This window comes from Micromonospora sp. NPDC005806 (assembly GCF_042871425.1).
GTDB lineage: Bacteria > Actinomycetota > Actinomycetes > Mycobacteriales > Micromonosporaceae > Micromonospora.
This window is the reverse complement of sequence record NZ_JBIAIL010000002.1, coordinates 228,546-253,065: the sequence shown is the minus strand read 5'-3', so window position 1 is coordinate 253,065 and position 24,520 is coordinate 228,546. Positions and strand designations below refer to the sequence as shown.

Annotated in this window: 23 protein-coding genes; 12 read left to right on the top strand and 11 right to left on the bottom strand. The window is 73.0% G+C overall.

The window, feature by feature from the left end; all coding sequences use genetic code 11:
• Positions 1–399: 399 nt before the first annotated feature.
• Positions 400–1,659 carry an amidohydrolase gene (locus ACFYOS_RS03725; protein ID WP_387135762.1) on the top strand — a complete coding sequence of 420 codons (1,260 nt, stop codon included), beginning with the start codon at positions 400–402 and terminating at the stop codon, positions 1,657–1,659.
• On the opposite strand, the gene ACFYOS_RS03720 is transcribed toward ACFYOS_RS03725, so the two are convergent.
• A complete protein-coding gene (locus ACFYOS_RS03720; protein ID WP_387135760.1) occupies positions 1,616–2,605 on the bottom strand; it encodes a DUF4349 domain-containing protein in 990 nt (329 codons plus the stop codon). The genes ACFYOS_RS03725 and ACFYOS_RS03720 overlap by 44 nt on opposite strands.
• A gap of 121 nt (positions 2,606–2,726) precedes the next feature.
• Between ACFYOS_RS03720 and ACFYOS_RS03715 the strand changes: the two genes are divergently transcribed.
• From ACFYOS_RS03715 to ACFYOS_RS03700, 4 genes are read left to right on the top strand one after another with little or no spacing between them, the layout of a single operon-like run.
• Positions 2,727–3,356, top strand: coding sequence for an MBL fold metallo-hydrolase (locus ACFYOS_RS03715; protein ID WP_387135758.1), 630 nt, complete (start codon positions 2,727–2,729; stop codon positions 3,354–3,356).
• Positions 3,357–3,359: 3 nt separating this feature from the next.
• The gene (locus ACFYOS_RS03710) at positions 3,360–4,298 is read left to right on the top strand and encodes a hypothetical protein (RefSeq protein WP_387135756.1); all 939 of its coding nucleotides are present in this window, start codon (positions 3,360–3,362) and stop codon (positions 4,296–4,298) included.
• Positions 4,299–4,341: 43 nt separating this feature from the next.
• Positions 4,342–5,085, top strand: a complete 744-nt coding sequence (locus tag ACFYOS_RS03705; protein WP_387135754.1) for a hypothetical protein — start codon at positions 4,342–4,344, stop codon at positions 5,083–5,085.
• A gap of 38 nt (positions 5,086–5,123) precedes the next feature.
• On the top strand, positions 5,124–6,086 hold the full coding sequence (locus tag ACFYOS_RS03700; protein WP_387135752.1) for a GNAT family N-acetyltransferase: 963 nt from the start codon (positions 5,124–5,126) through the stop codon (positions 6,084–6,086).
• Between the two features lie 74 nt (positions 6,087–6,160).
• On the opposite strand, the gene ACFYOS_RS03695 is transcribed toward ACFYOS_RS03700, so the two are convergent.
• Positions 6,161–6,616, bottom strand: a complete 456-nt coding sequence (locus ACFYOS_RS03695; RefSeq protein ID WP_387135750.1) for a gamma-glutamylcyclotransferase — start codon at positions 6,614–6,616, stop codon at positions 6,161–6,163.
• Positions 6,617–6,722: 106 nt separating this feature from the next.
• On the opposite strand from ACFYOS_RS03695, the gene ACFYOS_RS03690 reads away from it, so the two are divergent.
• Positions 6,723–8,126, top strand: coding sequence for an NAD(P)H-quinone dehydrogenase (locus ACFYOS_RS03690; RefSeq protein ID WP_387135748.1), 1,404 nt, complete (start codon positions 6,723–6,725; stop codon positions 8,124–8,126).
• A 10-nt stretch (positions 8,127–8,136) separates the two neighbouring features.
• Here the strand turns inward: ACFYOS_RS03690 and ACFYOS_RS03685 are convergent, their stop codons facing one another.
• The 4 genes from ACFYOS_RS03685 to ACFYOS_RS03670 all read right to left on the bottom strand — a co-directional run bounded on the left by ACFYOS_RS03685 (position 8,137) and on the right by ACFYOS_RS03670 (position 10,294).
• Complete coding sequence (locus tag ACFYOS_RS03685; protein ID WP_387135746.1) at positions 8,137–8,793, bottom strand: DUF998 domain-containing protein; 657 nt, start codon at positions 8,791–8,793, stop codon at positions 8,137–8,139.
• A 110-nt stretch (positions 8,794–8,903) separates the two neighbouring features.
• Positions 8,904–9,236: a helix-turn-helix domain-containing protein gene (locus tag ACFYOS_RS03680; RefSeq protein ID WP_387135744.1), complete on the bottom strand. Its 333-nt coding sequence runs from the start codon at positions 9,234–9,236 to the stop codon at positions 8,904–8,906.
• Positions 9,233–9,601, bottom strand: coding sequence for a type II toxin-antitoxin system RelE/ParE family toxin (locus tag ACFYOS_RS03675; RefSeq protein WP_387135742.1), 369 nt, complete (start codon positions 9,599–9,601; stop codon positions 9,233–9,235). The genes ACFYOS_RS03680 and ACFYOS_RS03675 overlap by 4 nt, the downstream gene beginning before the upstream one ends.
• Before the next feature lie 69 nt (positions 9,602–9,670).
• Positions 9,671–10,294, bottom strand: a complete 624-nt coding sequence (locus ACFYOS_RS03670; protein WP_387135740.1) for a DedA family protein — start codon at positions 10,292–10,294, stop codon at positions 9,671–9,673.
• A 490-nt stretch (positions 10,295–10,784) separates the two neighbouring features.
• Between ACFYOS_RS03670 and thrS the strand changes: the two genes are divergently transcribed.
• Positions 10,785–12,017, top strand: a complete 1,233-nt coding sequence (thrS, locus tag ACFYOS_RS03665) for a threonine--tRNA ligase (protein WP_387136048.1) — start codon at positions 10,785–10,787, stop codon at positions 12,015–12,017.
• A 94-nt stretch (positions 12,018–12,111) separates the two neighbouring features.
• Here the strand turns inward: thrS and ACFYOS_RS03660 are convergent, their stop codons facing one another.
• From ACFYOS_RS03660 to ACFYOS_RS03650, 3 genes are all read right to left on the bottom strand, one after another.
• Positions 12,112–14,043: an ABC transporter ATP-binding protein gene (locus ACFYOS_RS03660; protein WP_387135738.1), complete on the bottom strand. Its 1,932-nt coding sequence runs from the start codon at positions 14,041–14,043 to the stop codon at positions 12,112–12,114.
• A gap of 248 nt (positions 14,044–14,291) precedes the next feature.
• A complete protein-coding gene (locus tag ACFYOS_RS03655) occupies positions 14,292–16,025 on the bottom strand; it encodes an ABC transporter ATP-binding protein (protein WP_387135736.1) in 1,734 nt (577 codons plus the stop codon).
• On the bottom strand, positions 16,019–16,540 hold the full coding sequence (locus ACFYOS_RS03650) for a MarR family winged helix-turn-helix transcriptional regulator (RefSeq protein ID WP_387136047.1): 522 nt from the start codon (positions 16,538–16,540) through the stop codon (positions 16,019–16,021). Before ACFYOS_RS03650 ends, ACFYOS_RS03655 begins: the two co-directional genes overlap by 7 nt.
• A gap of 92 nt (positions 16,541–16,632) precedes the next feature.
• On the opposite strand from ACFYOS_RS03650, the gene ACFYOS_RS03645 reads away from it, so the two are divergent.
• Complete coding sequence (locus ACFYOS_RS03645; protein WP_387135734.1) at positions 16,633–17,187, top strand: TetR/AcrR family transcriptional regulator; 555 nt, start codon at positions 16,633–16,635, stop codon at positions 17,185–17,187.
• A gap of 64 nt (positions 17,188–17,251) precedes the next feature.
• Here ACFYOS_RS03645 and ACFYOS_RS03640 read toward each other — a convergent pair whose 3' ends face one another.
• Both ACFYOS_RS03640 and ACFYOS_RS03635 read right to left on the bottom strand, forming a co-directional pair.
• The gene (locus ACFYOS_RS03640; RefSeq protein WP_387135732.1) at positions 17,252–18,691 is read right to left on the bottom strand and encodes a GuaB1 family IMP dehydrogenase-related protein; all 1,440 of its coding nucleotides are present in this window, start codon (positions 18,689–18,691) and stop codon (positions 17,252–17,254) included.
• Positions 18,692–18,837: 146 nt separating this feature from the next.
• Positions 18,838–20,589, bottom strand: a complete 1,752-nt coding sequence (locus ACFYOS_RS03635; protein WP_387135730.1) for an acetyl/propionyl/methylcrotonyl-CoA carboxylase subunit alpha — start codon at positions 20,587–20,589, stop codon at positions 18,838–18,840.
• A gap of 146 nt (positions 20,590–20,735) precedes the next feature.
• Between ACFYOS_RS03635 and ACFYOS_RS03630 the strand changes: the two genes are divergently transcribed.
• The 4 genes from ACFYOS_RS03630 to ACFYOS_RS03615 all read left to right on the top strand — a co-directional run bounded on the left by ACFYOS_RS03630 (position 20,736) and on the right by ACFYOS_RS03615 (position 24,518).
• Positions 20,736–21,347 carry a PadR family transcriptional regulator gene (locus ACFYOS_RS03630; protein WP_387136046.1) on the top strand — a complete coding sequence of 204 codons (612 nt, stop codon included), beginning with the start codon at positions 20,736–20,738 and terminating at the stop codon, positions 21,345–21,347.
• Between the two features lie 121 nt (positions 21,348–21,468).
• The gene (locus ACFYOS_RS03625; RefSeq protein ID WP_387135728.1) at positions 21,469–22,428 is read left to right on the top strand and encodes an ATP-binding cassette domain-containing protein; all 960 of its coding nucleotides are present in this window, start codon (positions 21,469–21,471) and stop codon (positions 22,426–22,428) included.
• A 17-nt stretch (positions 22,429–22,445) separates the two neighbouring features.
• Entirely contained in the window at positions 22,446–23,201 is a 756-nt protein-coding gene (locus ACFYOS_RS03620) for an ABC transporter permease (RefSeq protein WP_387135726.1), read from the top strand.
• 63 nt (positions 23,202–23,264) lie between these two features.
• Positions 23,265–24,518: an MFS transporter gene (locus tag ACFYOS_RS03615; RefSeq protein WP_387135724.1), complete on the top strand. Its 1,254-nt coding sequence runs from the start codon at positions 23,265–23,267 to the stop codon at positions 24,516–24,518.
• The last annotated feature ends 2 nt before the right edge of the window (positions 24,519–24,520 follow it).

Genomic DNA, 24,520 nt, shown 5'->3' with positions numbered 1-24,520 from the left:
ACGGGTAACCCCGATCGGGTGATCGGGACGGACAGCGTGTGCGGTCGTACTCCGGACCCGCATGTCACCCTCGGGGGTCGCCCGACAGCCGAGCGTTGTCACGCAATTGCCCGACCGGCAGTTAATTGCCGCGACTAATGCGACAATTCGGAACGGCGGCCCGGGTTTTGGTGACCGTTGAAACGGTTACGCGTTGTAGGAGGTGTGGGGCAGATGACGACGTTCGACCGCGATCTACCTGCTGTCCCGCAAATTTTTGCGTCCTCCCACCAGGGCATTCGTGACGCTGCGCGGTCCGACCGCTACCCGAAAGATGTTGCGCAGCGTCACCGCCGGAGGTCTAGGCTGTCTGCTGTTCTCCCCGATGATCCATCCATCTCTAGTGATCGAGAATTCGACGTGACGAGTGCGTTGACGCTGCCTTCGAGCAGCCCACTGGCGTCGTCCTGGCCGGAGACGCCATCCGGGTCCCAGTCCCTGCCCTTCGAGCTGGACCACCTGCTCGCCCTCCGGGTACCCGGGCTCATCGCCACCCGCCGTCACATCCACTCCCACCCGGAGTTGTCGGGCGAGGAGTTCGAGACGGCCGCCCTGATCCACCGGGAGCTCTCCCTCGCCGGGCTGAGCCCGCGGCTTCTCCCCAAGGGCAACGGCGTCATCTGCGACATCGACGGGCGCCCGGACGGCCCGGTGATCGCGCTCCGCGCCGACATCGACGCGCTGCCGCTGACCGACCCGAAGGACGTGCCGTACCGGTCCACGGTCGAGGGGGCCTGCCACGCCTGCGGGCACGACGTACACACCACCGTGCTGCTCGGCGTCGGCATGCTGCTGGCCCAGCTCGCCGACCTGGGCCAGCTCGACGGCCGGGTCCGGCTGATCTTCCAGCCGGCCGAGGAGATCCTGCCCTGCGGCTCGCTGGAGGTCATCGAGGCCGGCGGGCTGGACGACGTGGTGCAGATCTTCGCCGTCCACTGCGACCCGAACCTCCCGGTCGGCAAGGTGGGTCTGCGGGTCGGCCCGATCACCGCCGCCGCCGACAACGTCACCGTCCGGCTCACCGGCCCGGGCGGGCACACCGCCCGCCCGCACCTCACGGTCGACCTGGTCGACGCGCTCGGCCGGCTGGTCACCGAGGTGCCGGCCCTGGTCAGCCGCCGGGTGCCCGCCAACAGCGGGCTGCTGCTGGTGTTCGGCCACGCCTCGGCCGGCACCCGCTACAACGTCATCCCCTCCGAGGCCTGCGCCGCCGGCACCCTGCGGGCGATGGACCGCGACACCTGGGAGCAGGCCCCGAAGATCGTGGCCCAGGTGGTCCGGGACGTCATCGCCCCCACCGGCGCCACCGTGGACCTGGAGTACCTGCGCGGTCGGCCGCCGGTCAGCAACGACGCCCGTGCCATCGGCGTGCTCACCGCCGCCACCGCCGCGGCCCTCGGCCCCGAGGGGATCGCCGAGACCCCGCAGAGCATGGGCGGCGAGGACTTCTCCTGGTACCTGGAGCACGTGCCGGGCGCGCTCGCCCGCCTCGGGGTCGGCCGGAGCGGGCCCAACGTGGACCTGCACCGCGCCTCCTTCGACGTGGACGAGCGCGCCATCCCGGTCGGCGTACGCCTCATGGTGCAGACCGCGTTGCGGGCACTGGCGGCGGCCCGCTAGGCGTCGGGCCACCCACCGGACCGGCCGGCGCCGGCACCATCGGTGCCGGACCGGCCGGCGGCGTCCGCCGCGTCCGCCGCCGACGCGACCACCGCAGCAGCAACGCCACCGGTACGCCGATCACCACCACGAACGGCAGCACCGCGCCCAGCACGGTGAGGGCCACGGTCAACGAGCCCACGAACGCCTCCCAGCCGCCCCGCAGTCCGACCAGGAAGCCCAACTCGCTTTTCTTCTCCGCGGTCGACGCGTCGGTGCCGACGAACGTCACCGTGATGGTGGAGAGCGCGGTCAGGTCGGCCAGCCGGCGCTTCTTCGCCTCCAGCGACGCGAGGTCGGCCTCCCGCCGGCCCACCTCGTTCTCCAGGCTGACCAGCTCGTTGATCGAGGTGGCCCGGGCGAGCAGCTTCCGGGCGCTGTCCACCCGGGCGCGCTGGGTGGCGATCCGCGCGTCCAGGTCGACGGTCTCCTCGGTGACGTCCTCGGTGTGCACCTCGCGCCGCTCCTGCCGGCCGAGCCGGGCCAACTGGTCGACGACCGCGGTGAACCGGTCCGCCGGCACCCGCAGCGTCAGCTCGGCCCGCGCGTCCGCCGACTCGCTCTGCCGCTGGTCGCCACCGACGAAACCGCCTGCGGCGGTCACCGCCGCGGTCGCCTCCCGGGCCGCCCGCTCCACATCGTCCACCCGGACCTGCATCGTTCCGGTGTAGATGATCGACCGCTGGCCGACCCGCAGATCGGCGTCACCCGCGCCGCTCTGGGCGGGTGCCGCCTTGTCCTGGGCCGCGCCGGCGTCCGCGTCCCCGACCCCGCCCGCGGCGGGCGCCGGCCCGGCATTCGAGGCCTTTTGTCCGCCGTCCGCGCCGCAGCCCCCGGCGGCCAGCACCGCCACCAGTCCCAGCGCCGCCAGCGCCACGCCCCGGCGGCGTCCTCCTCGTCCACTCATCTCCCCGCTCCGATCCTCGACGACCCCGACCCGGGGTCGATACGTCGGACGCGACGCGCCATCGCGTCGGTTCCGGCAGACTGCGCTGAGGACGTCACGATTCGATAATCGAGGAGTCACGATGCAGGTCACCAAGTACGCCCACTCCTGCCTCCGGGTGGAGCACGACGGGGGAGTGCTCGTCGTGGACCCCGGTGTCTACAGCGAACCCGAGGCGCTGGACGGGGCGGACGCGGTGCTGATCACCCACGAGCACCCGGACCACGTGAACGTCGAGGCGCTGACCCGGGCGCTGGACCGCCGGCCGGTCCCGGTCAACGGTCCGGCCTCGCTCGCCGGCGTCCTCGGCGACGCCGCCGACGCCCTGGTCGCGGTCGCGCCGGGCGAGTCGTTCACCGCCGCCGGGGTGGCGGTCCGGGCGTACGGCGGCCAGCACGCCGTCATCCACCCGGACATCCCGGTGATCCAGAACCTGGGCTACCTCTTCAACGACGTGGTCTACCACCCGGGAGACTCGCTGGTCGTCCCCGACGACGTCCAGATCGACACGCTCTTCGCCCCGATCCACGCGCCCTGGAACAAGTTCTCCGAGGTGGTCGACTTCATCCGGGCGGTGGCCCCGCGACGGGCGTACGCGCTGCACGACGGCCTGCTCAACGCCAACGGCTTCGGTGTGCTCGACCGGCAGTACGCGGCGCTGTCGAACACCGACTACCGCCGCCTGGAACCGGGCACCCGGATCGACGCCTGAGCGATGCCCGACCCCTCCCGCGAGCTGGTCCAGCGGCTCTACGCGACGCCGCCGGACCGGTTCGTCGCGGCTCGGGACGCCGCCGTCGCCGAGGCCCGGAGGGCCGGCGACCCGAAGGGCGCCCGGGAGATCGGCAGGCTGCGCCGGCCCACCGTCGCCGCCTGGCTGGTCAACCTGCTCGCCATCCGGCGGCCCGAGCTGGTCGCCGACCTGGCGCAGCTCGCCGAGTCGCTCCGCTCCGCCCAGCGCGAGCTGCGCGGCGCCAAGCTCCGCGAGCTCTCCGCGCAGCGGCGGGCCGTGGTGGGCGCCCTGGTGGCCGAGATACGCAAGCTGGCCGCAGCCGAGCCGGACGCCCCGCCGGCCGGGAAGCTGCCGCTGGCCGAGGTGGAGGCGACGCTCAACGCGGCGCTCTCCGACACCGACGTGGCCGAGCAGATCCGGGCCGGCCGGCTGCTCCGGGCCACCCACTACGCCGGCTTCGGCGAGGTGCCCCGGCCGCAGCTGCGCCTGGTGACCGGGGGTGTCGAGGAGCCGCCCGTAGCGGACCGGGCGGCCGAGCGGGCCGAGGCCCGGCGGGCGCGTGACGAGCAGGCCGCCGAGCGGGCGGCCCGGGCCGAGCGGGCGAAGCGCCGCCGCGCGCTGGAACGCGAGCTGGCGAAGGCCCGGGACGACCAGGAAGGGGCCGAGCGGGAGCTGACCGGGGCGGTCCGCTCCGAGCAGGACGGCGCCGCCACCCTGGACCGGATCGAGACCGAGCTGGCCGAGCTGGAACGGCGGCGGGCCGTCGCCGAGCAGGAGCTGAGCCGCGCCAAGCTGGCCCGGCGAGGCGCGGAGCGGCAGGTCACCGCGGCCCGCCGGCGGACCGGTGAGGTGGAGGCCGCGGTGGAGGCGCTGGACGCCGAAGAGGGGGATGCCGCGGAGGGTGGTCAACCGGCAGACTGACGGTGATGGACGGCCATGGTGGACGGACGGCGGTGCGGCGCCGATGACTCCGGAGCAGGTCGCCGCCGCCAGCAAGCCGTTGGTGCTGGAGCTGGGGGAGGCCCCCGCCCGCTGCCCGACGACGCTGCGCCGAGCCCGGCTGCTCGGCATCTCCGGCTGGGCCTTCTACGTCACCGGGCGGGCCGGCGCGCTCGGGGACGTCCGGGCCGAGACGGTCGCCGCCGCGCTCGGTTTCATCGCCCCCGACGCGGTCGCCGACGGCTGGGACGCGGCGGCGCGAACCGTCCGGCCACTGGAGGTGGCCGCCGCGAACCTGGCCGAGTGCTGCCGGTGGGGCGCCGAGCGGCTGGGCGACGCCCCCGCGGCGCCCCGGCTGGCGGGCCTGCTGGGGCGCGCGGTCGAGGCGGCCGACGGCAGCGGGATGCCGCTCTTCGCCGCCTGGCGGGCCATGCCGGTCCGGGACCGCTCACCGGGGGCCCGGGCGGCGGTCGGGCTGCTGCTGCTCCGCGAGCACTTCGCCGGGGCGTACCTGCTGGCGGTCCGGGCCGCCGGGATGACCCCGCTGGAGGCGGTGCTGGCCGGCCCGGAGGGGGACGCGGGCGCCGCGGCCTGCGGCTGGTCACCGCCGTACCCGCCGGTGGGGCCGCTGGTGCGGCGACGGCTCTGGGCCGAGGCGGTCACCGACCGGCTCGCCTCGGCCGCGTTCCGGGCGCTCGCCCCCGGCGAGGGGGCCGAGCTGCTCAACCTGCTCACCGCCGCGCGGCTGCACCTGCGCGCGGATAAATGAGGGGCGCGACCGCCGGGCGGCCTGCCAGGATCGCCGGCGTGACGCTTCCCGCCGGCTGGACCGCCCGCCGCCCCACCCTCGACGACGTGCCCGCGATCCTGAAGGTGGTGCACGCCGCCGACACCTTCGCCGTCGGCTACCCGGACTTCGACGCCGAGGACGTCCGGGACGCGCTGACCGCTCCATTCGTCGACATGGCCCGCGACTCGTGGCTGGTCACCGACCCGGACGGTGTCGCGGTCGGCTGGACGATCCTGAGCAACCCCACCGGGGTCGGCCGGGAGTGGGTGGAGGTCTACGTCGACCCCGGTCGCGCGGCGGACCTGCGCGCCCCGCTGCTGGCCCGGCTGCTCGACCGGGTCGCCGAGCGCGCCGCCGAGCGTGGTCTGCCCGCCCTCACCGCCCGCACCGGCGTCTTCGCCCCGGAGAGCCGCTGGGCCGGCGAGCTGGTCGAGGCGGGCTTCACCCGGATCAAGCGGTACATCCGGATGACCCGCTCTCTCGCCGACCTGCCCGCCGAGCCGCCGGCGCCGCCCGGGGTGACCGTCCGGCCGCTGCGTCCCGACGACGAGGCGGACCTGCGCGAGTTCCACCGGATCTTCGACACCGCGTTCCGGGACACCCCGGACTACGAGCCGCTCGACTTCGACCAGTGGCGGGACCTGCTCCCCTCGTCCGGCAAGATCTGGGACGAGTGGTTCGTCGCCGAGGTCGACGGCGCTCCGGCCGGCGCCCTCCAGTCGTCGGACCAGGCGCTCGACCACGACATGGGCTGGGTCCGGACACTGTCGGTGCTGCCCGCGTACCGGCGGCGCGGGGTGGGGGCGACGCTGCTGCGGCGGGCCTTCGCGGTCTACGCCGCCAAGGGCCGGGCCGGCGCCGGGCTCGGGGTCGACCTGGCCAACCCGACCGTCCCGATCACCCTCTACCGCTCGGTCGGGCTGAACGAGGGGCGCTGGACCGACATGTACGAGCGGACCGTCGCCGCCACGGGTGTGTGACCCGCGACCCGCGCCGCGGGGTCGCCGACCGGCCGCGTGACCGGCCGGAGGACACTGGTCGCGTGGGATACGCGCTACGCCGACGCGGTGCCGGTGGGGCGGGACCGCAGCTCGGTGACGTAGTCGTCCGGTGCGCCCGCCTTCTCGGCCGCGTTCGCGATCTCCGACAGGTACCACGACGTCGGCAGGCCACCCTCGTACCCGTCGAAGACGTAGAACCACGCGGTCACGTCGCCGTCCAGCGTCGAAACGCGGACGGTGAGCTTCCGGTACATCCCGGAGGTCACGCCCTCGATCTCGTCGAGCTGCGCGGCGTCGTACGGGTGGATGTCGTAGAGCGCCACGAACACCCGGTCGCCGGGGGATTCGACCACGGTGCTGACCGAGCCCTCCCAGCCGATGGCGTCCTCGCCCGCGAAGGTGAGCCGCCACCCCTCCAGCCAGCCGGTGCCCACCATCGGCGAATGCGGGCAGTAGGCGCGCATGCGGGCGGGGTCCAGGTTTGAGCCGTAGGCGGCGTACAGACGCACGGCGATGACGATAGCCCGGCTGGCGGGTGGGGGAGAATACGACGGTGCGTGTCGAGCGCGATGGGGAGAAGAAAGTCACTGTGAGCACTGACGAGGGGCGAGCGCTGTGAGCCAGATCGTGATCATCGGCGGGGGTCCGGCCGGGTACGAGGCGGCGCTGGTCGCCGCCCAGCTGGACGCTGATGTCACCGTGGTCGAGGCGGAGGGCGCCGGCGGCGCCTGCGTGCTCTCCGACTGCGTCCCGTCGAAGACCTTCATCGCCAGCTCAGAGGTGGTCACCGGCTACCGGGACACCGATGAGTTCGGGGTGCACTCCGACGGGCTGGAGGCGGTCACCGTCGACGCCCGGGCGGTGCACGAGCGGGTGAAGCGGCTCGCCCTGGCCCAGTCCGCCGACATCCAGGCCAAGCTGGTCAAGGCCGGGGTCGAGTTCGTGGCCGGGACCGCCCGGCTGGGGGAGGACACGCTCGGTCACACCCACCGGGTGATCGTGCGCCCGGCCGACGGCCGCGCGGAATACTCGATCGCCGCGTCCACCGTCCTGATCGCCACCGGCGCCACCCCGCGCCAGCTCCCCACCGCCGTACCGGACGGTGAGCGCATCCTGACCTGGCGCCAGGTGTACGACCTGCCCGAGCTGCCCGAGCACCTGATCGTGGTCGGCTCCGGCGTGACCGGCGCCGAGTTCGCCAGCGCGTACCTGGCGATGGGCGTCGAGGTCACCCTGGTCTCCAGCCGGGACCGGGTCATGCCGCACGAGGACGCCGACGCCGCGTCGGCCATCGAGCGGGTGTTCCGCAACCGGGGCATGACCATCCTCAACAACTCCCGGGCCGAGGCGGTACGCCGGAGCGCGGAGGGCGTGGAGGTCGAGCTCTCCGACGGCCGCAAGGTGTACGGCACCCACGCGCTGATCGCGGTCGGCTCGATCCCCAACACCGCCAGCCTGGGCCTCGCCGAGTACGGCGTCGAGCTGGCCCGCGGCGGGTACGTCACCGTCGACCGGGTGTCCCGCACCAACGTCCCCGGCATCTACGCGGCCGGCGACTGCACCGGCGTGCTGCCGCTGGCCAGCGTCGCCGCCATGCAGGGCCGGATCGCGATGTGGCACGCGCTCGGCGAGGCGGTCCGGCCGCTGCGGCTGCGTACCGTCGCGGCGAACGTCTTCACCGACCCCGAGCTGGCCACCGTCGGCGTGTCGCAGAACGAGGTGGACGCCGGCAAGGTCCCCGCCCGCCAGGTGATGCTGCCGCTCTCCGGTAACGCCCGGGCGAAGATGGACGACCTGGCCGACGGCTTCGTCAAGCTCTTCTGCCGCCCGGCCAGCGGCCAGGTGATCGGCGGCGTGGTGGTGGCGCCGAAGGCCAGCGAGCTGATCCTGCCGATCACCATGGCGGTGGAGAACAACCTCACCGTCAACGAGCTGGCGCACACCATCACCATCTACCCGAGCCTCTCCGGCTCGATCACCGAGGCGGCCCGCCAGCTCATGCTCCACGAGCTGGAGTGACCCTCCCGGGCTAGCTCGCCACGTCGGCGAGCTGCTGGTCCTCCCGTGCCGGGACGGCCGCCGGCTCGCCGGCCACGCGGCGGGCCGACCGGCCGACCAGGGCCGCCGCGACCGCGGCGAGCAGCGCGACCTCCGCGAGGACGAGCAGCCGTTCGGCGAGGCCGATCAGCGCCCGGTCCCCCGGGTACGCGGACCAGATCATCGCCCCGGCCAGCAGCACGCTGGTCAGGGCGAGCCCGCGCAGCCAGCCCGCCGCGCGTCCGCCCAGCCGGCCCGCGAGCAGCCAACCGGCGACCGGCAGGGCGAGGAAGGAGACCACCGAGGCGTACCGGTGCGCGTAGGCGGCGGCATCCATGGGCAGCCCGGGCTCGTTGGTGGGCACCACGGCGGCGGTGATGAGACCGGCCGCCCACGCCGCGAGCAGGGCGCCCGCCGGCCGGCCCGCGCCGGCCCGGCGCAGCGCCGGCAGGAGTACGAGCGTGGCCGCCGCGAGCACCGCCATGGCCAGGTCGATGACGCCGCCCCGGTCGGAGACGGCGAAGTCGCTGACGGTCAGCGACCAGGGATCAAGGTCGTCGTTCACCTCGAGGTGACCGATCACGGCGAGCACCGCCGCCAGGGCGATCCCGCCGAGGGCCAGCAGGCCGATCTTCCGGGTTCCAGGCATGCCTCAGCCTGTCGCCGGGACTACCCGAAACGGATCCGGGCCCGCCACCCACTTCGATCCCCGGGCCGCCCCCTAGAGGCCGGTCGCTCGGTGCGGGTCACGCCGTCGGATCAGGCGACGTTCAGCTGGATGTTTCCGATGCGAGCGACGACATCGAGATGACCGCCGAGGCCGGTAACATAGGCCCGGAGTGTTTCCAGGTTGGTGCTTTCCCCATTCTCGATCTGGCTGATTCTCGCCTGGGATAGGCCGGCAGCCTCGGCCAACTGGGTCTGTGTCATGCCCAACTGCTTACGGATCTCCGCGAGTTGAGCACCGCTGACTGCGGCGAGCATCTGCTCTCGCATCCGTCCACGTCGAGCCGCGCGGTCAGGCTCGTCCCACGCGGGGTCGATGTCCCTGGCCTTTGCCTTGACGTCTCGCCAGTTCACTCCATCGCTCATGGCAGGTTTTCCTTCAGGCTGATCAGGTGCTCCTGAAACCGTGCGTCCGCCAAGGGTATGGCCGTTACATACCAACTCTGCCACTGACCGGACTTGTCCCCCGCCACCATGAACACGGCTTCACGCAACGGATCGAACGCGAAGATCATGCGGACCTCCGTCGAGCCCGTCGAGCCGGGCCGTAGCTCCTCCATATGATGAAACGCGTTGCCCTTCAGGCGATCGACGAGAGGTCGCCCGAGTGCCGGGCCGTGCTCCCCGAGCAGGTCGATTGCCTCACTGACCAGGTCGGCAGTGATGGGGTCACTTCTGCGGAGGTCGAGGAACCACGATTCGACCTCAGGATGCAGCCTGATCTCCCGCATGCGGTCAATATAAGACCAGCTTATATTGCTCTGCTCGAAGACACGCTAGGGGAATCGACGGAGCGCCGGTCAGTCGACGGAGACCTCGACCGGGGGCTCGGTGCGGGCGGCGTGGCGGGCGTTGAGCGCGGTCATCGCCCAGCCGGCCGCCGCGAACCCGGCCGCCGCCGCGCCGCCGATCACCGCCAGCCGCCAGGCCGACTCGGTCAACGCCGTGCCGCCGAGGTGGCCGACCAGCGTGCCGTAGCTGGCCCAGCCGGTGGCGGCGGCGGCCTCGTAGAGCAGGAAGAGGCGATAGGGGTAGCGGCTGCGCCCGGCCGAGAAGCAGGCCGCCATCCGGCCGCCCGGGACGAAGCGGCAGAGCAGGATGACCAGCGGCCCGGGCTCGCGTAGCCCCCGGGTGACCCGGGCGGCGGCCCGCCGGGCCCGGCTCGGCATGGCGTGCCGGGACGGCCGGCGGTCCGGCGCACCCCGGCCCAGCAGGTAGCAGGCGAGGTCGCCGGCGAAGACGCCCAGCGCGCCGACCGCGATGGTGAGCGGCAGGCTCAGCCCGCCGTAGACGGTCAGCGCGCCGCTGGTGATCATGACGACCTGCGTCGGCACGACCGGCACGAACGCGTCGGCGACCAGCAACGCCAGCAGCACGACGTACGCCCACGTCGGCGACGCGAGGTTAGAGATGAGTTCGGCCACGACCGCCACCTCGCCGGAATTCCCCGTTCGATCGCACCGAGCCTGACGGCGTGTCCCGCGTCACCGCGGACAGCCCCGGCCGGTGGTGACCGCTGACACGCCAGGGCCACCCGTGGAGAACGACCCGGGACGGCCGGATGTGACGACCCCCGGGCGTGGCGCCGACGGGCGGGGCGGGCGGCGGTTCACCGATTCCCGGCGTACCGTTGTCGGCAGGCGACGCCGCGACCGTCGGGTCCCCCGTTCCTGACGACCGGCTCGCTGCGGGTCGCCGGCAGGTCCCGTGCCGGCGACCCGCCCCCGTTCCCCGAAATCCGGGTGCGCGACCCGATCCGTCGCGCGTACGGTCGCCGCATGCGCAGCGCGGTGGTGACCACGACGCCGGGAATCCCCGGCGCGCCGCACTGACGTATCCGTCGACGAGGCCCCGGGGCGAACCGCCCCGGGGCCTCGCGGCGTTCCGGGCCAGCTCGCCTCCGGGTCGTACCCGATCAAGGAGAGCGACATGATCGACCATCGCAGGCTCGGCCGGGAGCTGGAGCTGTTCGCCTCCGACCCCCTCGCGGGCGCCGGGCTGCCCATCTGGCTGCCGGCCGGCGCCGCCGCCCGGCACGCCGTCGAGGAGTACGTGCGGGACCTGGAGCGCCGGGCCGGCTACCGGCACGTGTACTCGCCGCCGCTGGGCAAACGGGAGCTGTTCGAGCTCTCCGGGCACCTCGGCTACTTCGCCGACGACATGTTCCCGCCGATGCGGCTGAGCGCCGACGACGAGTTCGTGCTGCGCCCGGCGCTCTGCCCGCACCACGCCCTGGTCTTCCGGGCCCGTGGCCGCTCCTACCGGGACCTGCCGCTGCGGGTCGCGGAGATCGGCGGGATGTACCGGGCGGAGCGCTCCGGGGTGCTGGGCGGGCTGTCCCGGGTCCGTGCCATCTCCCTCAACGACGCCCACAACTTCTGCGCGCTGGAGCAGGTCGGCGACGAGGTTCGCGAGATCCTCCGGCTGATCCGCGAGGCGCACGCCGCGCTCGGTGTGCGGCCGGCGGGGTTCCGGCTGTCGCTGCGCGGGCCGGGCGAGAAGTACGTCGGTGACGACGCCCAGTGGGCGCGGGCCGAGGAGCTGCTCCGCGCGGCGCTCGACGGGGTGGACCACCACGAGGGGCCCGGCGAGGCGGCCTTCTACGGCCCGAAGATCGACATCCAGGTCGTCGACCCGGCCGGCCGGGAGTCGACCATCTCCACCATCCAGCTCGACTTCGACAAGCCGGAGCGGTTCGACCTGTCGTACACCGACGCGGACGGGAGCCGGAAGCGGCCGGTGATGGTGCACCGGAGCCTGGTCGGCAGCATGGAACGGCTCTTCGCGTACCTGATCGAGGTGCACGCCGGCGCCTTCCCGGCCTGGTACGCCCCGGTGCAGCTGGTGCTGCTCCCGGTCGACGACGGCCAGGCGGACGCCGCCGGAGACCTGGCCGGCCGGGCCGAGGCGGCCGGGCTGCGGGCCGAGGTCTCCCGCGCCGGCTCGCTGGGCGCCCGGATCCGCGACGCGGCCGGCCGGAAGGTGCCGTATGTCGGGGTGATCGGCCCCCGGGAGGCGGCCGACGGATCCGTCTCCCTGCGCCTGCGCGACGGGCGCGGGCTCGACCCGATGCCGGCGGCCGACGCGCTGGGGCTGGTCGGCGCCGTGGTGGCCGCCCGCTCCGGCGACCTGCTGCCGCCGGCCTGACGGCCACCGGCGCGGTCCGCCCTCGGGGTCCGCCGGCACCGGCTCCCACCGCTGAGGACGGGCAGCCGGTGTCGGCGCGGTCGCGCGGTCCACGTCAGTTCCCGGCCGGCGCGGCTGCGGCGAGCGGCCCGGCCGCCTCGTCGTCCAGGGCCGCGCCGCTGAACTGCGACCGGTACAGCCGGGCGTACGCCCCGTCGGCGGCGAGGAGCTGGTCGTGGGTGCCCTGCTCCACGATCCGGCCCTGATCCATCATCAGGATCAGGTCGGCGTCGCGGATCGTGGAGAGCCGGTGCGCGATGACGAAGCTGGTCCGGTCCGAACGCAGTGCCGCCATGGCCCGCTGGAGCAGCACCTCCGTCCGGGTGTCCACCGAGCTGGTCGCCTCGTCCAGGATCAGCAGCGACGGCTCCGCGAGGAACGCCCGGGCGATCGTGATGAGCTGCTTCTCGCCGGCACTGACGTTGCTGCCCTCCTCGTCGATGACGGTGTCGTAGCCGGCGGGGAGGCTGCGGACGAAGCGGTCCACGAAGGTGGCCCGGGCCGCCGCGAGGATCTCCTCCTCGGTGGCTTCCGGCCGCCCGTACGCGATGTTGTCGCGGATGGTGCCGCCGAAGAGCCAGGTGTCCTGGAGCACCATGCCGATCCGGCCGCGCAGCTCGTCGCGGGGCATGCTGGTGATGTCCACCCTGTCGAGGGTGATCCGTCCGGCGTCCAGCTCGTAGAACCGCATGATCAGGTTGACCAGGGTGGTCTTGCCGGCACCGGTCGGCCCGACGATGGCCACCGTGTGCCCGGGCTCGGCGACCAGCGACAGGTCGTCGATCAGTGGCTTGTCCGGGTCGTACCGGAAGGAGATGTGCTCGAACTCGACCCGCCCGGTGACCCGGGGCGGTGCGGGCCGCTCCGGGGTCTGCTCCTCGGCGTCGAGCACCTCGAAGACCCGTTCGGCGGAGGCCACCCCGGACTGGAGCAGGTTCGCCATCGAGGCGACCTGGGTGAGGGGCTGGGTGAACTGCCGCGAGTACTGGATGAACGCCTGCACGTCGCCGAGGCTCATCGACCCGGAGGCCACCCGCAGCCCGCCGACCACGGCGATCGCGACGTAGCTGAGGTTCCCGACGAACATCATCGCCGGCATGATGATCCCGGAGATGAACTGGGCCCCGAAGCTGGCCCGGAACAGCTCCTCGTTCTTGGCCGCGAAGGCGGCCTCCACCTCCCGCTGCCGGCCGAAGACCTTGACCAGCTCGTGGCCGGTGTACGCCTCCTCGATGAGGCCGTTCAGCTCACCGGTGTGCCGCCACTGGGCGATGAACCTGCGCTGCGACCGCTTGGCGATCTGCTGGGTGACGATCACCGACAGCGGCACCGCGACCAGGGCGACCAGGGCCAGCAGCGGCGAGATCCAGAACATCATGGCCAGTACGCCGACCACGGTCAGTAGCGCGGTGAGCAGCTGGCTGAGCGTCTGCGACAGGGTCTGCGAGATGTTGTCGATGTCGTTGGTGACCCGACTGAGCAGCTCGCCCCGGGGTTGCCGGTCGAAGTAGGGCAGCGGCAGCCGGTTGAGCTTCGCCTCCACCTCGTCGCGCAGCCGGAGCACGGTCCGCTGCACCACGCCGTTGAGCAGCCAGCCCTGCCACCACATCAGCAGGCTGGCGCACAGGTAGAGCGCGAGCGCCAGCGTGAGCGTGCGGCCCAGCGCGGTGAAGTCGATGCCCGCCCCGGGCACCACGTTCATCCGGGCCAGCATGTCGGCGAAGGTGTCGTTGCCGCTGGCCCGGGCCGCGGCCACCGCCTGCTCGGTGGTGAGGCCGGCGGGGATCTGGCGGCCGATCACCCCACTGAAGATGAGGTCGGTGGCGTGGCCGAGGATCTTCGGACCGGTCACACTCGCCGCGACGCTCGCCACCGCCAGGGTGACGATCGCGGCCATCTGCAGCCGGTGCGGCCGCAGGTGGCCCAGCAGCCGACGGGCGGACGGACCGAAGTTCATCGACTTCTCCGCCGGCATCGCGGCGCTCATCCACGGCGGCCCCTGGGGGCGCCGCCCGCCCGGCGGCCCGCCGCCCGGCCGTCCGGCGCCCGGCGGCCCGCCGCCCGGCCGTCCGGCGCCCGGCGGCCCGCCGCCCGGCCGTCCAGCGCCCGGCGGCCCGCCGCCCGGCGGCCCGCCGCCCGGCCGTCCGGGACCCGGCGGCCCGCCGCCTGGCCGTCCGGCGCCCGGCGGCCCGCCGCCCGGCTGCCCGGCGGGCGGCTTCTGCCCCGGTACGGCGCTCACGCGGTCACCTCCGCCGTCTGCTGGGACGCCACGATCTCGGCGTACGTCGGGCAGCTCTTCAGCAGTTCCTCGTGTCGTCCCATGCCGACGACGCCCCCGTCCTCGAGCACGATGATCTGATCGGCGTCGACGATCGTGGACACCCGCTGGGCCACGATCACCACCGCCGCGTTCGCGGTGACCGGCCTCAGCGCGGCCCGCAGCCGCGCGTCGGTGCCGAGGTCTAGCGCGGAGAACGAGTCGTCGAACAGGTAGATCTCCGGCTTCCGGACCAGGGCCCGGGCGATGGCGAGCCGCTGCCGCTGGCCGCCGGAGACGTTCGTGCCGCCCTGCACGATCGATGCGTCCAGCCCACCCGGCATTTCCGCGACGAAGTCCCGGGCCTGGGCGATCTCCAGCGCCGCCCAGAGTTCGGCGTCGGTCGCGTCCGGGTTGCCGTACCGGAGGTTGCTGGCGACGGTGCCGCTGAACAGGTACGGCCGCTGCGGCACCAGCCCGATCCGGCGCCACACCTCGTCCAGTTCCATCAGCCGCACGTCCATCCCGTCGACCAGCACCGCGCCGGCGGTCGGGTCGACCAGCCGGGGGATCAGGCTGAGCAGAGTGCTCTTGCCGGCGCCGGTGGACCCGATGATGGCCGTGGTCCGGCCGGGGCTGGCCCGGAACGAGATGTCCTGCAGCACCGGGGCGCTCGCCCCCGGGTACTGGAAGCCGACGCGGCGGAGCTCCAGCTCGGCGGGCCGGGTCATGGCGAGCATCGGCTCGGCCGGCGGCGCCACCGAGGACTCGGTGTCCATCACCTCGACGATCCGCTCGGCGCACACCGCGGCGCGCGGCACCATCATCAGCATGAAGGTGGCCATCATGACCGCCATCAGGATCTGCATCAGGTACTGCAGGAACGCGGTCAGCGCGCCGACCTGGATCTGCCCGGCGTCGACCCGCTCCGCGCCGAACCAGAGCACTGCCACGCTGGAGACGTTCAGCACCAGCATGACCACCGGGAAGATCAGCGCCTGGAGCCGGCCGACGCGCAGGGCGGTCGCGGTGAGGTCGGCGTTGGCCGCGCCGAACCGCTTCGTCTCGTACGGCTCGCGGACGAACGCCCGGACCACCCGGATGCCGCTGATCTGCTCGCGCAGCACCCGGTTCACCGTGTCGATCCGGGTCTGCATGAGCCGGAAGCCCGGCACCATCCGCCGGATGATCAGGCCCAGCGCGATTGCCAGGACCGGCACGCACACCAGCATCAGCCAGGAGAGCCCGACGTCCTCGCGCAGCGCCATCACCACGCCGCCGACGCTCATGATCGGGGCGGCGACCAGCATGGTGCAGCTCATCAGCACGAGCATCTGCACCTGCTGTACGTCGTTGGTGTTGCGGGTGATCAGCGAGGGTGCCCCGTAGCGGGTCACCTCACGGGCGGAGAAGCGGTTGACGTGGTGGAAGATGCCGGCCCGTACGTCCCGGCCGAATCCCATGGCGGTCTTCGCACCGAGGTAGACGGCGATGATCGAGCAGGTGATCTGGAGCAGGCTGACGAGCAGCATCCAGCCGCCCGTATGCAGGATCTGGTCGGTGTCGCCGAGGGCCACGCCCCGGTCGATGATGTCGGCGTTGAGGCTGGGCAGGTAGAGCGAGGCCATCGTGCCGACGAACTGGAACGCCACCACCGTGGCCAGCAACTGCCGGTACGGGCGCAGGTGGGTACGGAGCAGGCGGATCAGCACGGACGGCTCCCCGATGAGTTCTCGGTGTTGGGCTCGCTGTCCCGGTTCAACCGACGAAGGTCCCCATCGGACATGGTTGTGATGATTTCCGTGAGGAATTCCCGCACCACCGCCTTCTTCGCCGGGTCGGCGTCGACCGAGGTGAGCGGGCGGTCGCTGTGGATCAGGTCGATGATGGCGAGGGCGTGCTCCCGGCCTTTGTCGGTGAGGGTGAGCTGGACACTGCGCCGGTCGTTCGGGTCCCGCTGCCGGGCGACGAAGCCGTCGCGTTCGAGCGTGTCGACGATGCCGGTGAGGGTGGCCGGCCGGACGAAGCACCGTTCGGCCATTTCCCGGTGGCTGCTGTCGCCCGCCCGGAGCAGGATGAGCAGCACGCGCATGCCGGCGGAGGTGAGCCCGTGGTGCTCGGCGAGGTAGCGCCCCCAGTGCTGCTCGACCACGTGGCCGGCGATCGAGATCAGCCGGCCGAGCGGCGCGTGCTGCAGCGCGTCGGGAAAGCGGACGATCGGTCCCATGTTCACGGGCGTTAGATTAGCCCCCGGATCGTCAGGCCCCAAACTAATTTCGGGATCCCGATATCTTGGCAATGGCAAGATATGCTCCGGCGGTGACCACGACGCGCGGCTACCACCACGGCGACCTGCGACGGGCCCTGCTGGACGCGGCGGGCCAGGTGATCGGGGAGTCCGGCCCGGCCGCGCTCAGCCTCCGCGATCTGGCCCGCCGGGCCGGCGTCTCGCACGCCGCCCCCGCCCATCACTTCGGCGACAAGGCGGGCCTGCTCACCGCCCTCGCCGTGGAGGGCTTCGACCTCCTCGCCGCGGCGCTCGACCGGGCCGGCGGCGACCTGCTGGAGGCCGGGGTGGCGTATGTGCGGTTCGCCGTGGCGCACCGGGCGCACTTCGAGGTGATGTTCACGCCCGGGCTCTACCGGGCCGACGACCCCGCGGTGGTGGCCGCCCGTACCCGGGCCGGCGCGGTGCTGCGCGGTGGCGTCGCCGCCCTGCCCGGCCCGTCGGGCGAGTCCGACCGGGACGCCCTCGCCGCCTGGTCGATCGTGCACGGCTTCGCCACCCTCTGGCTGGCCGGCGCGCTCCCACCTGGCACCGACCCGGACCCGGAGGTCGCCGCCCGCGCCGTGATCCGCCGCCTCTTCGAGTAGCCGGCCAGCTGCAAGGAGGGGCCCGTGTCAACGCCTGGCGTATGACAGGGCCCCGCCTAACCGGTCACCAGCTGGTGGGAAGGGCCATGCCCTCGGTGTAGCCGGCGGTGCTCTGCACGCCGACCAGGGCGCGCTCGTGGAACTCCTCGAGGCTGCGCGCGCCCGCGTAGGTGAAGGCGCTGCGCACCCCGGAGATGATCTCGTCGATCAGGTCCTCCACGCCCGGGCGGGTCGGATCCAGGTACATCCGCGCCGAGGAGATGCCCTCCTCGAAGATCGCCTTGCGGGCCCGGTCGAACGCGCTGTCCTCGGCCGTACGGGCGCTGACCGCCCGGGCCGACGCCATGCCGAAGCTCTCCTTGTAGCGCCGGCCGTCCGGCTCCGTGTAGAGGTCGCCGGGGGACTCGTAGGTGCCGGCGAACCAGGAGCCGATCATCACGTTCGAGGCGCCCGCGGCGAGCGCCAGCGCGACGTCCCGCGGGTGGCGTACGCCGCCGTCGGCCCAGACGTGCCGGCCCAGCGCGCGGGCCGCCGCGGCGCAGTCGAGCACCGCGGAGAACTGCGGCCGGCCGACGCCGGTCATCATCCGGGTGGTGCACATCGCGCCCGGCCCGACGCCGACCTTCACGATGTCGGCGCCCGCCTCGACCAGGTCGCGTACGCCCTCGGCGGTGACCACGTTGCCGGCCGCGACCGGGACCGCCGGGTCGAGCTTGCGAACCGCCCGCAGCGCGGAGATCATCCGCTCCTGGTGGCCGTGCGCGGTGTCCACCACCAGGGTGTCCACCCCGGCCTCCAGCAGGGCGGCGGCCTTGCCGGTCACGTCGCCGTTGATGCCCACCGCCGCGGCGATCCGCAGCCGGCCCCGGTCGTCCACCGCCGGCTTGTAGAGCGTGGCGCGCAGCGCGCCCTGCCGGGTCAGCACGCCGACCAGCCGCCCCTCGGCGTCCACCACCGGGGCGAGCCGCCGCCGGCCCGCGGAGAGCCGGTCGAAGCCGGTACGCGGGTCCGCGTCCGCCGGCACGGTGTGCAGTTCGGTCGACATCACGTGCCGGAGCTGGGCGAAGCGGTCCACCCCCACGGTGTCCGCCTCGGTGACCACGCCGACCGGCCGGCCCGCCTCGTCCACCACGATCACCGCGCCGTGCGCGCGCTTGGGCAGCAGGTGGATCGCGTCGCCGACGGTGTCCGTCGGGCCGAGGGTGATCGCCGTGTCGTGCACCAGGTGCCGCTGCTTGACCCAGGCGACGACGTTGGCCACCACCTCGAGCGGGATGTCCTGGGGGATGACCGCGATGGCACCGCGCCGGGCCACCGTCTCGGCCATCCGCCGGCCGGCGACCGCCGTCATGTTCGCCACCACCAGCGGGATGGTGGTGCCGGTGCCGTCGGCGGTGGCCAGGTCGACGTCGAGCCGGGAGCCCACCTCGGAGCGGTTGGGCGCCATGAAGACGTCGTTGTAGGTCAGGTCGTGCGCGGGGACCGCGCCATGAAGGAACTGCACCCGGACATCATTCCTGCTGGCGGCCGGCCCTGCCGAGGCTGGTGGCCCAAACCACCCTCGGCGGCCCCCGCGCGTCCGATTTGCCGGCGGCCCGAAACGACGACCGACCCGGTGGGTCACCGGGTCGGTCGGGGTGCCGCGGCGGATCAGGCGATGGCGCAGATCGCCGCGCCGGCGGTGATCACCGCGCCGACCTCGGCGGACAGGCCGCTGATGGTGCCCGCCTTGTGGGCGTGCAGCGGCTGCTCCATCTTCATCGCCTCCAGGACGACGACCAGGTCGCCCTCGGCGACGGTGTCGCCGTCCGCGACGGCGATCTTGACAATGGTGCCCTGCATGGGAGAGGTGAGCGCATCGCCGCTGACCGCGGCGCCGGCCTTGGCGCCGCCGCCCCGGCGGGCCGGCTTCTTCGCGGCGGGCGCGGCGGCGGCCGTACCCGCGCCGAGACCGGCGGGCAGGGTGACCTCCAGCCGCTTGCCGCCCACCTCGACCACGACGGTCTCGCGCTCGGCCGGGCCCTCGACGGCGCCGGCGGGGGCGGTGAAGGCCGGGACCGTGTTGTCGAACTCGGTCTCGATCCACCGCGTGTGCACGGTGAACGGCTCGGCGGTGAACGCCTCGTCCCGGACCACCAGGCGGTGGAACGGCAGCGCGGTGGCCATGCCCTCGACGACCATCTCGTCCAGCGCGCGGCGGGCCCGCTCCAGGGCCTCGGTACGCGTCTCACCGATGATGATCACCTTGGCGAGCAGCGAGTCGAAGTTGCCGCCGATCACGTCGCCGGCCGAGATGCCGGTGTCCACCCGGACGCCCGGGCCGGTCGGGAGCCGCAGCACGGTGATGGTGCCGGGCGCGGGCAGGAAGTTGCGGCCCGGGTCCTCGCCGTTGATCCGGAACTCGATCGCGTGCCCGCGCGGGGTCGGGTCCTCGGTGAAGCGCAGCTTCTCGCCGTCGGCGATGCGGAACTGCTCGCGGACCAGGTCGATGCTGGCGGTCTCCTCGGTGACCGGGTGCTCGACCTGGAGCCGGGTGTTGACCTCCAGGAAGGAGATCGTGCCGTCCGCGCCGACCAGGTATTCCACCGTGCCGGCGCCGTGGTAGCCGGCCTCCCGGCAGATCGCCTTGGCGCTGGTGTGGATCTGGGTGCGCTGGGCGTCGGTGAGGAACGGCGCCGGGGCCTCCTCGACCAGCTTCTGGTGCCGCCGCTGGAGCGAGCAGTCCCGGGTGCCGACGACGATCACGTTGCCGTGCTGGTCGGCCAGGACCTGCGCCTCGACGTGGCGGGGCTGGTCCAGGTACCGCTCGACGAAGCACTCGCCCCGGCCGAACGCGGCGACCGCCTCGCGGGTGGCCGACTCGAACAGGTGCGGGATCTCCTCCATGGTGCGGGCCACCTTGAGGCCGCGCCCGCCGCCGCCGAAGGCCGCCTTGATGGCGACCGGCAGGCCGTGGTCGACCGCGAAGGCCATCACCTCGTCGGCGTTGCCGACCGGGTCCGGGGTGCCGGGGACCAGGGGCGCGCCGGCGCGCTGGGCGATGTGCCGGGCGGTCACCTTGTCACCGAGGTCGCGGATCGCCTGCGGGGTCGGGCCGATCCAGGTCAGCCCCGCGTCGATGACAGCCTGGGCGAAGTCGGCGTTCTCGGAGAGGAAGCCGTAGCCGGGGTGCACCGCGTCGGCGCCGGACTTGCCGGCGATGTCGATCAGCTTGTCGATCCGCAGGTAGCTGTCGGCCGCGGTGTCGCCGCCCAGGGCGTACGCCTCGTCGGCCAGGGTGGCGTGCAGGGCGTCCCGGTCGGAGTCCGCGTACACGGCCACGCTGCCGAGACCGGCGTCGCGGCAGGCGCGGATGACGCGGACGGCGATCTCGCCGCGGTTGGCGATGAGTACCTTGCGCACCTTGCTGGCTCCTCCCGGGAGGTCGATGCCGGGAGTGTATCGGCCACCCTCCCGGCCCTAACGATCGCTCAGTGTGGGATGTGGCACTGTCGTGCCGCGCTTTAGTCAAACTTGTTTATTACGCTTGTGCGGTGTCGGCAACGCGAATGATGATTCTGGGCCTGGTCCGGTGGATGCAGCCGGTGCACGGCTACGACGTACGCCGTGAGCTGCTGAGCTGGAGCGCGGACAAGTGGGCCAACGTGCAACCGGGATCGATCTACCACGCGTTGCGCAAGCTCACCGACGAGGGGCTGCTCCGCACCGTCTCGGTCGAGCAGGTCGGCGCGCGTCCCGCCCGCACCACCTACGAGGTCACCCCGAAGGGCGAGGAGGAGTTCGAGACCCTGCTGCGGGCGCAGTGGTGGCAGCTCAACGAGCCGCCGGACCCGTTCGCGGCGGCCTTCTCGTTCCTGCCCGCCATGCCGCGCGACGAGGCGGCGGCGGCCCTGCGCAACCGGGCCAACCTGATCCGGGCCGGCGTCGAGTCGATGCGCGCCTCGCTGGACTCCGACTGGGTGCGCACCCGGAAGCCGGTGCACGTCGGCTGGCTGTTCGAGCTCTGGCTGGGCCGGGCCGAGGCGGACATGGCCTGGTGCGAGCGGATCGCCGAGCGGATCGAGTCCGGAGTGTCGTACCTGCCCGCTGGAATGGAGCAGGGCGAGGAGTGGCCGGGTTGGGCGGACGGGACCGCCCTCCGGGAGGACGGCGCGAAATAATCAACGTTGACCACAAACGCTATATCGCGTTAGTGTCGGCGGGAACCGTGAGGGAGGGGTTCGTCTTCCGCGCGGACGATCGGCGGCCGGTGACGTCCGGCCCGGACGACCAGGAGCAGACATGATCGAGACCAGGGGGTTGCGGAAGTCGTTCCGCTCCCGGGCAGGTCGCGAGACGAAGACCGTGGACGCGGTCCGCGGGGTCAACCTCGAGGTCGCCGAAGGGGAGATCTTCGGTTTCCTCGGCCCCAACGGCGCCGGCAAGACCACCACCCTGCGGATGCTCGCCACCCTCATCGAGCCGGACGGCGGCGAGGCCACCATCGCCGGGGCGGACCTGCGCACGGACCCGGCCGAGGTGCGCCGCCGGATCGGGTACGTGGCCCAGGGCGGCAGCACCTGGGACGAGTCCACCGCCCGCGAGGAGCTGGTGCTCCAGGCCCGGCTCTACGGCATCTCCAAGGCCGAGGCGCACCGGCGTGCCGCCCGTGCCCTGGACGCCTTCCAGCTCAGTGAGTACGCCGACCGCAAGTGCAAGACCTACTCCGGCGGCCAGCGCCGACGGGTGGAGATCGCGCTCGGCATCATCCACGAGCCGAAGATCGTCTTCCTGGACGAGCCGACCACCGGCCTCGACCCGCAGAGCCGCGCGCACATGTGGGACGAGATCCGGCGGCTGCGTACCGAGGGGATGACCGTCTTCATCACCACGCACTACCTGGACGAGGCGGATGCGCTCTGCGACCGGATCGCGATCATGGACCACGGCGAGGTGGTCGCGGAGGGCACCCCGGCCGAGCTGAAGCGGGAGATCTCCGGCGAGGTGGTACTCATCGGCCTCGACGCCGCCACCACCCCGCGCGCCGCCGAACTGCTCGACACCGAGGCTTACGTCAACAAGCTGGAGACCGCCGACGAGGGCGGCCTGCGCCTCTACGTCGACGAGGGCGCCACCGCCATCCCGCAGATCCTGCGCCGCCTCGACGGCGCCGGGCTCGCGCTCTCCTCCGTCGAGCTGCACCGCCCCAGCCTCGACGACGTCTTCCTCACCAAGACCGGCCGCTCGCTGCGCGAGTCCTGAACAACGGGAGAACTCTCATGAAACTCGCCCGCGACAGCTGGCTCATCTTCCAGCGCCAGATCCAACTGCTGCTGCGCAACCCGGTCTGGGTCTTCGTCGGCGTCTTCCAGCCGGTGATGTACCTGCTGCTCTTCGCCCCGCTGCTCAAGCCCGCGCTGAACGCGCCCACCCAGGCCGAGGCGTACAAGATCTTCGTCCCCGGTCTGCTGGTGCTGCTCGCCATCTTCGGCGGCCTGTTCCAGGGCTTCGGCCTGATCGCCGAGCTGCGCGCCGGGGTGATCGAGCGGTCCCGGGTCACCCCGGTCAGCCGGCTCGCCCTGCTGCTCGGCCGCTCCCTGCGGGACGTGGTCTCGCTGATCGCGCAGGCGGCGATCATCACGCTGCTGGCGCTCCTGTTCGACCTGCGCGTCTTCATCGGCTACCTGCTGCTGGCGTACCTGATGCTGGCCCTGATCGCGCTGATGACCTCGGCCGTCTCGTACGGCGTCGCGCTCAAGGTCAAGAGCGAGGACGCGCTCGCCCCGCTGATGAATACGGTCGCCCAGCCGGTGCTGCTGCTCTCCGGCATCCTGCTGCCGCTCACCTTCGCCCCCGGCTGGCTCCAGGGCATCGCCAAGTGGAACCCCTTCTCCTGGTCCGTCGACGGGGTCCGGGCGCTCTTCGCCGGGGACCTGAGCAACGACAAGGTCTGGCAGGGGCTGACCATTGTCGCGGTGCTCGCCGTCGCCGGGGTGGTCTGGGCCGCCCGGCAGTTCGCCCGCAGCGTCCGCTGACCAGAAGCGAGTTGCCTCTCACCAGGGGCGGGGCACCGGCCGCGCGCGCGTAGCGTAAGGCCAGTGCCCCGCCTCACCCATGACAAGATCACCTGGCTGACCTACGCCCAGCTGGGGCTGTGGGGCTTCTTCCTCTACGGGTTCGGTCCCGTCGTACCGCTGCTCCGCGACGAACAGGGCACCAGCGCCGCCGTCGCCGGCCTGCACAGCACCGGCATCGCGGCCGGTTCGCTGCTCGGCGGGGCCCTCTTCGCCCCGGTCGCCCGCCGCTTCGGCCGGGGCCCGGCCATCTGGTTCGGCCTCACCGGCGTGGCCGCCGGCGTCGCCGCCCTCGGCCTGCTGCACCCGCTGCCCGCCACCATCGCCGCCGTCGCGATGATCGCCACCTTCGGCATGATGGTGATCAGTGGGGTCAGCGTCGTGCTCACCGCCCACCACGGGCCCGCCGCCCCCGCCGCGCTCACCGAGGCCAACGCCGCCTGCGCCGGCATGGGCATCCTCGCGCCGCTGGTCATCGGCGCCAGCGTCGGCGCCGGCCTCGGCTGGCGGCCGGTGATGGCCGTCGAGGTCGGGCTGATCGCGCTGGTCGCCCTCGCCGCCCTGACCTTCCGGGTACGCCTGCCACACACCGCCACCGCTGCCGCGGCGGCCGACGAAGCGGTCGGGGTGACCCCCTCCGCCGTGGCCGAACCGGCCGCCACACCGTCGGTGGCGGCCGACCGGCTTCCCCGGGCGTACTGGATCGCCTGGGTGCTGATGGCGGTGACCGGGTCGATCGAGGTCTGCCTGTCGCTCTGGACCGCCGACGTGCTGCGTACCCATGCCGGGCTGAGCGCCGGCGGCGCGTCCGCGGCGATCGCGGCCATCGTCTGCGGGATGTTCGTCGGGCGGCTGGTCGGCGGCCGGTTCGCGTTGCGCTGGCCACCGGTGCCGCTGCTGCTCGCCGCGCTGACCGTCTCCCTGGCCGGGTTCGCGATCTTCTGGTCCGCCCCGGTCGGCTGGCTGGCCGTCACCGGTCTGGTCGTGCTCGGGCTGGGCAACGCCCTGCACTACCCCCTCGCGATCTCCATCGCCCTGGCCGTGTCCGGGCCAGCCGCCGACAAGGCGGCCGGCTGGTCGGCGTACTCGATGGGGGTGGGTTTCGGGATCGCGCCGGTCGTGCTCGGCTGGGTGGCCGACGGCATCGGACCGCACCTGGCCTTCCTGCTGCTGCCCGGCTTCATCGCGGCGGCCCTGCTGCTCGCGGTGCGCCTCGGCCGCGCCCTGCGCGCACCCCGCCCGGCCGACGACCGCGCGCCGGTCGCCGTCGGCGCCTGACG

Coding starts and splice junctions, on each gene's coding strand:
- ACFYOS_RS03720 (WP_387135760.1), bottom strand. CDS start 2,605: ATGAGTGGACGAGGAGGACGCCGCCGGGGCGTGGCGCTGGCGGCGCTG.
- ACFYOS_RS03715 (WP_387135758.1), top strand. CDS start 2,727: ATGCAGGTCACCAAGTACGCCCACTCCTGCCTCCGGGTGGAGCACGAC.
- ACFYOS_RS03710 (WP_387135756.1), top strand. CDS start 3,360: ATGCCCGACCCCTCCCGCGAGCTGGTCCAGCGGCTCTACGCGACGCCG.
- ACFYOS_RS03705 (WP_387135754.1), top strand. CDS start 4,342: ATGACTCCGGAGCAGGTCGCCGCCGCCAGCAAGCCGTTGGTGCTGGAG.
- ACFYOS_RS03685 (WP_387135746.1), bottom strand. CDS start 8,793: ATGCCTGGAACCCGGAAGATCGGCCTGCTGGCCCTCGGCGGGATCGCC.
- ACFYOS_RS03680 (WP_387135744.1), bottom strand. CDS start 9,236: ATGAGCGATGGAGTGAACTGGCGAGACGTCAAGGCAAAGGCCAGGGAC.
- ACFYOS_RS03675 (WP_387135742.1), bottom strand. CDS start 9,601: ATGCGGGAGATCAGGCTGCATCCTGAGGTCGAATCGTGGTTCCTCGAC.
- ACFYOS_RS03660 (WP_387135738.1), bottom strand. CDS start 14,043: ATGAGCGCCGCGATGCCGGCGGAGAAGTCGATGAACTTCGGTCCGTCC.
- ACFYOS_RS03650 (WP_387136047.1), bottom strand. CDS start 16,540: ATGGGACCGATCGTCCGCTTTCCCGACGCGCTGCAGCACGCGCCGCTC.
- ACFYOS_RS03630 (WP_387136046.1), top strand. CDS start 20,736: ATGATGATTCTGGGCCTGGTCCGGTGGATGCAGCCGGTGCACGGCTAC.
- ACFYOS_RS03625 (WP_387135728.1), top strand. CDS start 21,469: ATGATCGAGACCAGGGGGTTGCGGAAGTCGTTCCGCTCCCGGGCAGGT.
- ACFYOS_RS03620 (WP_387135726.1), top strand. CDS start 22,446: ATGAAACTCGCCCGCGACAGCTGGCTCATCTTCCAGCGCCAGATCCAA.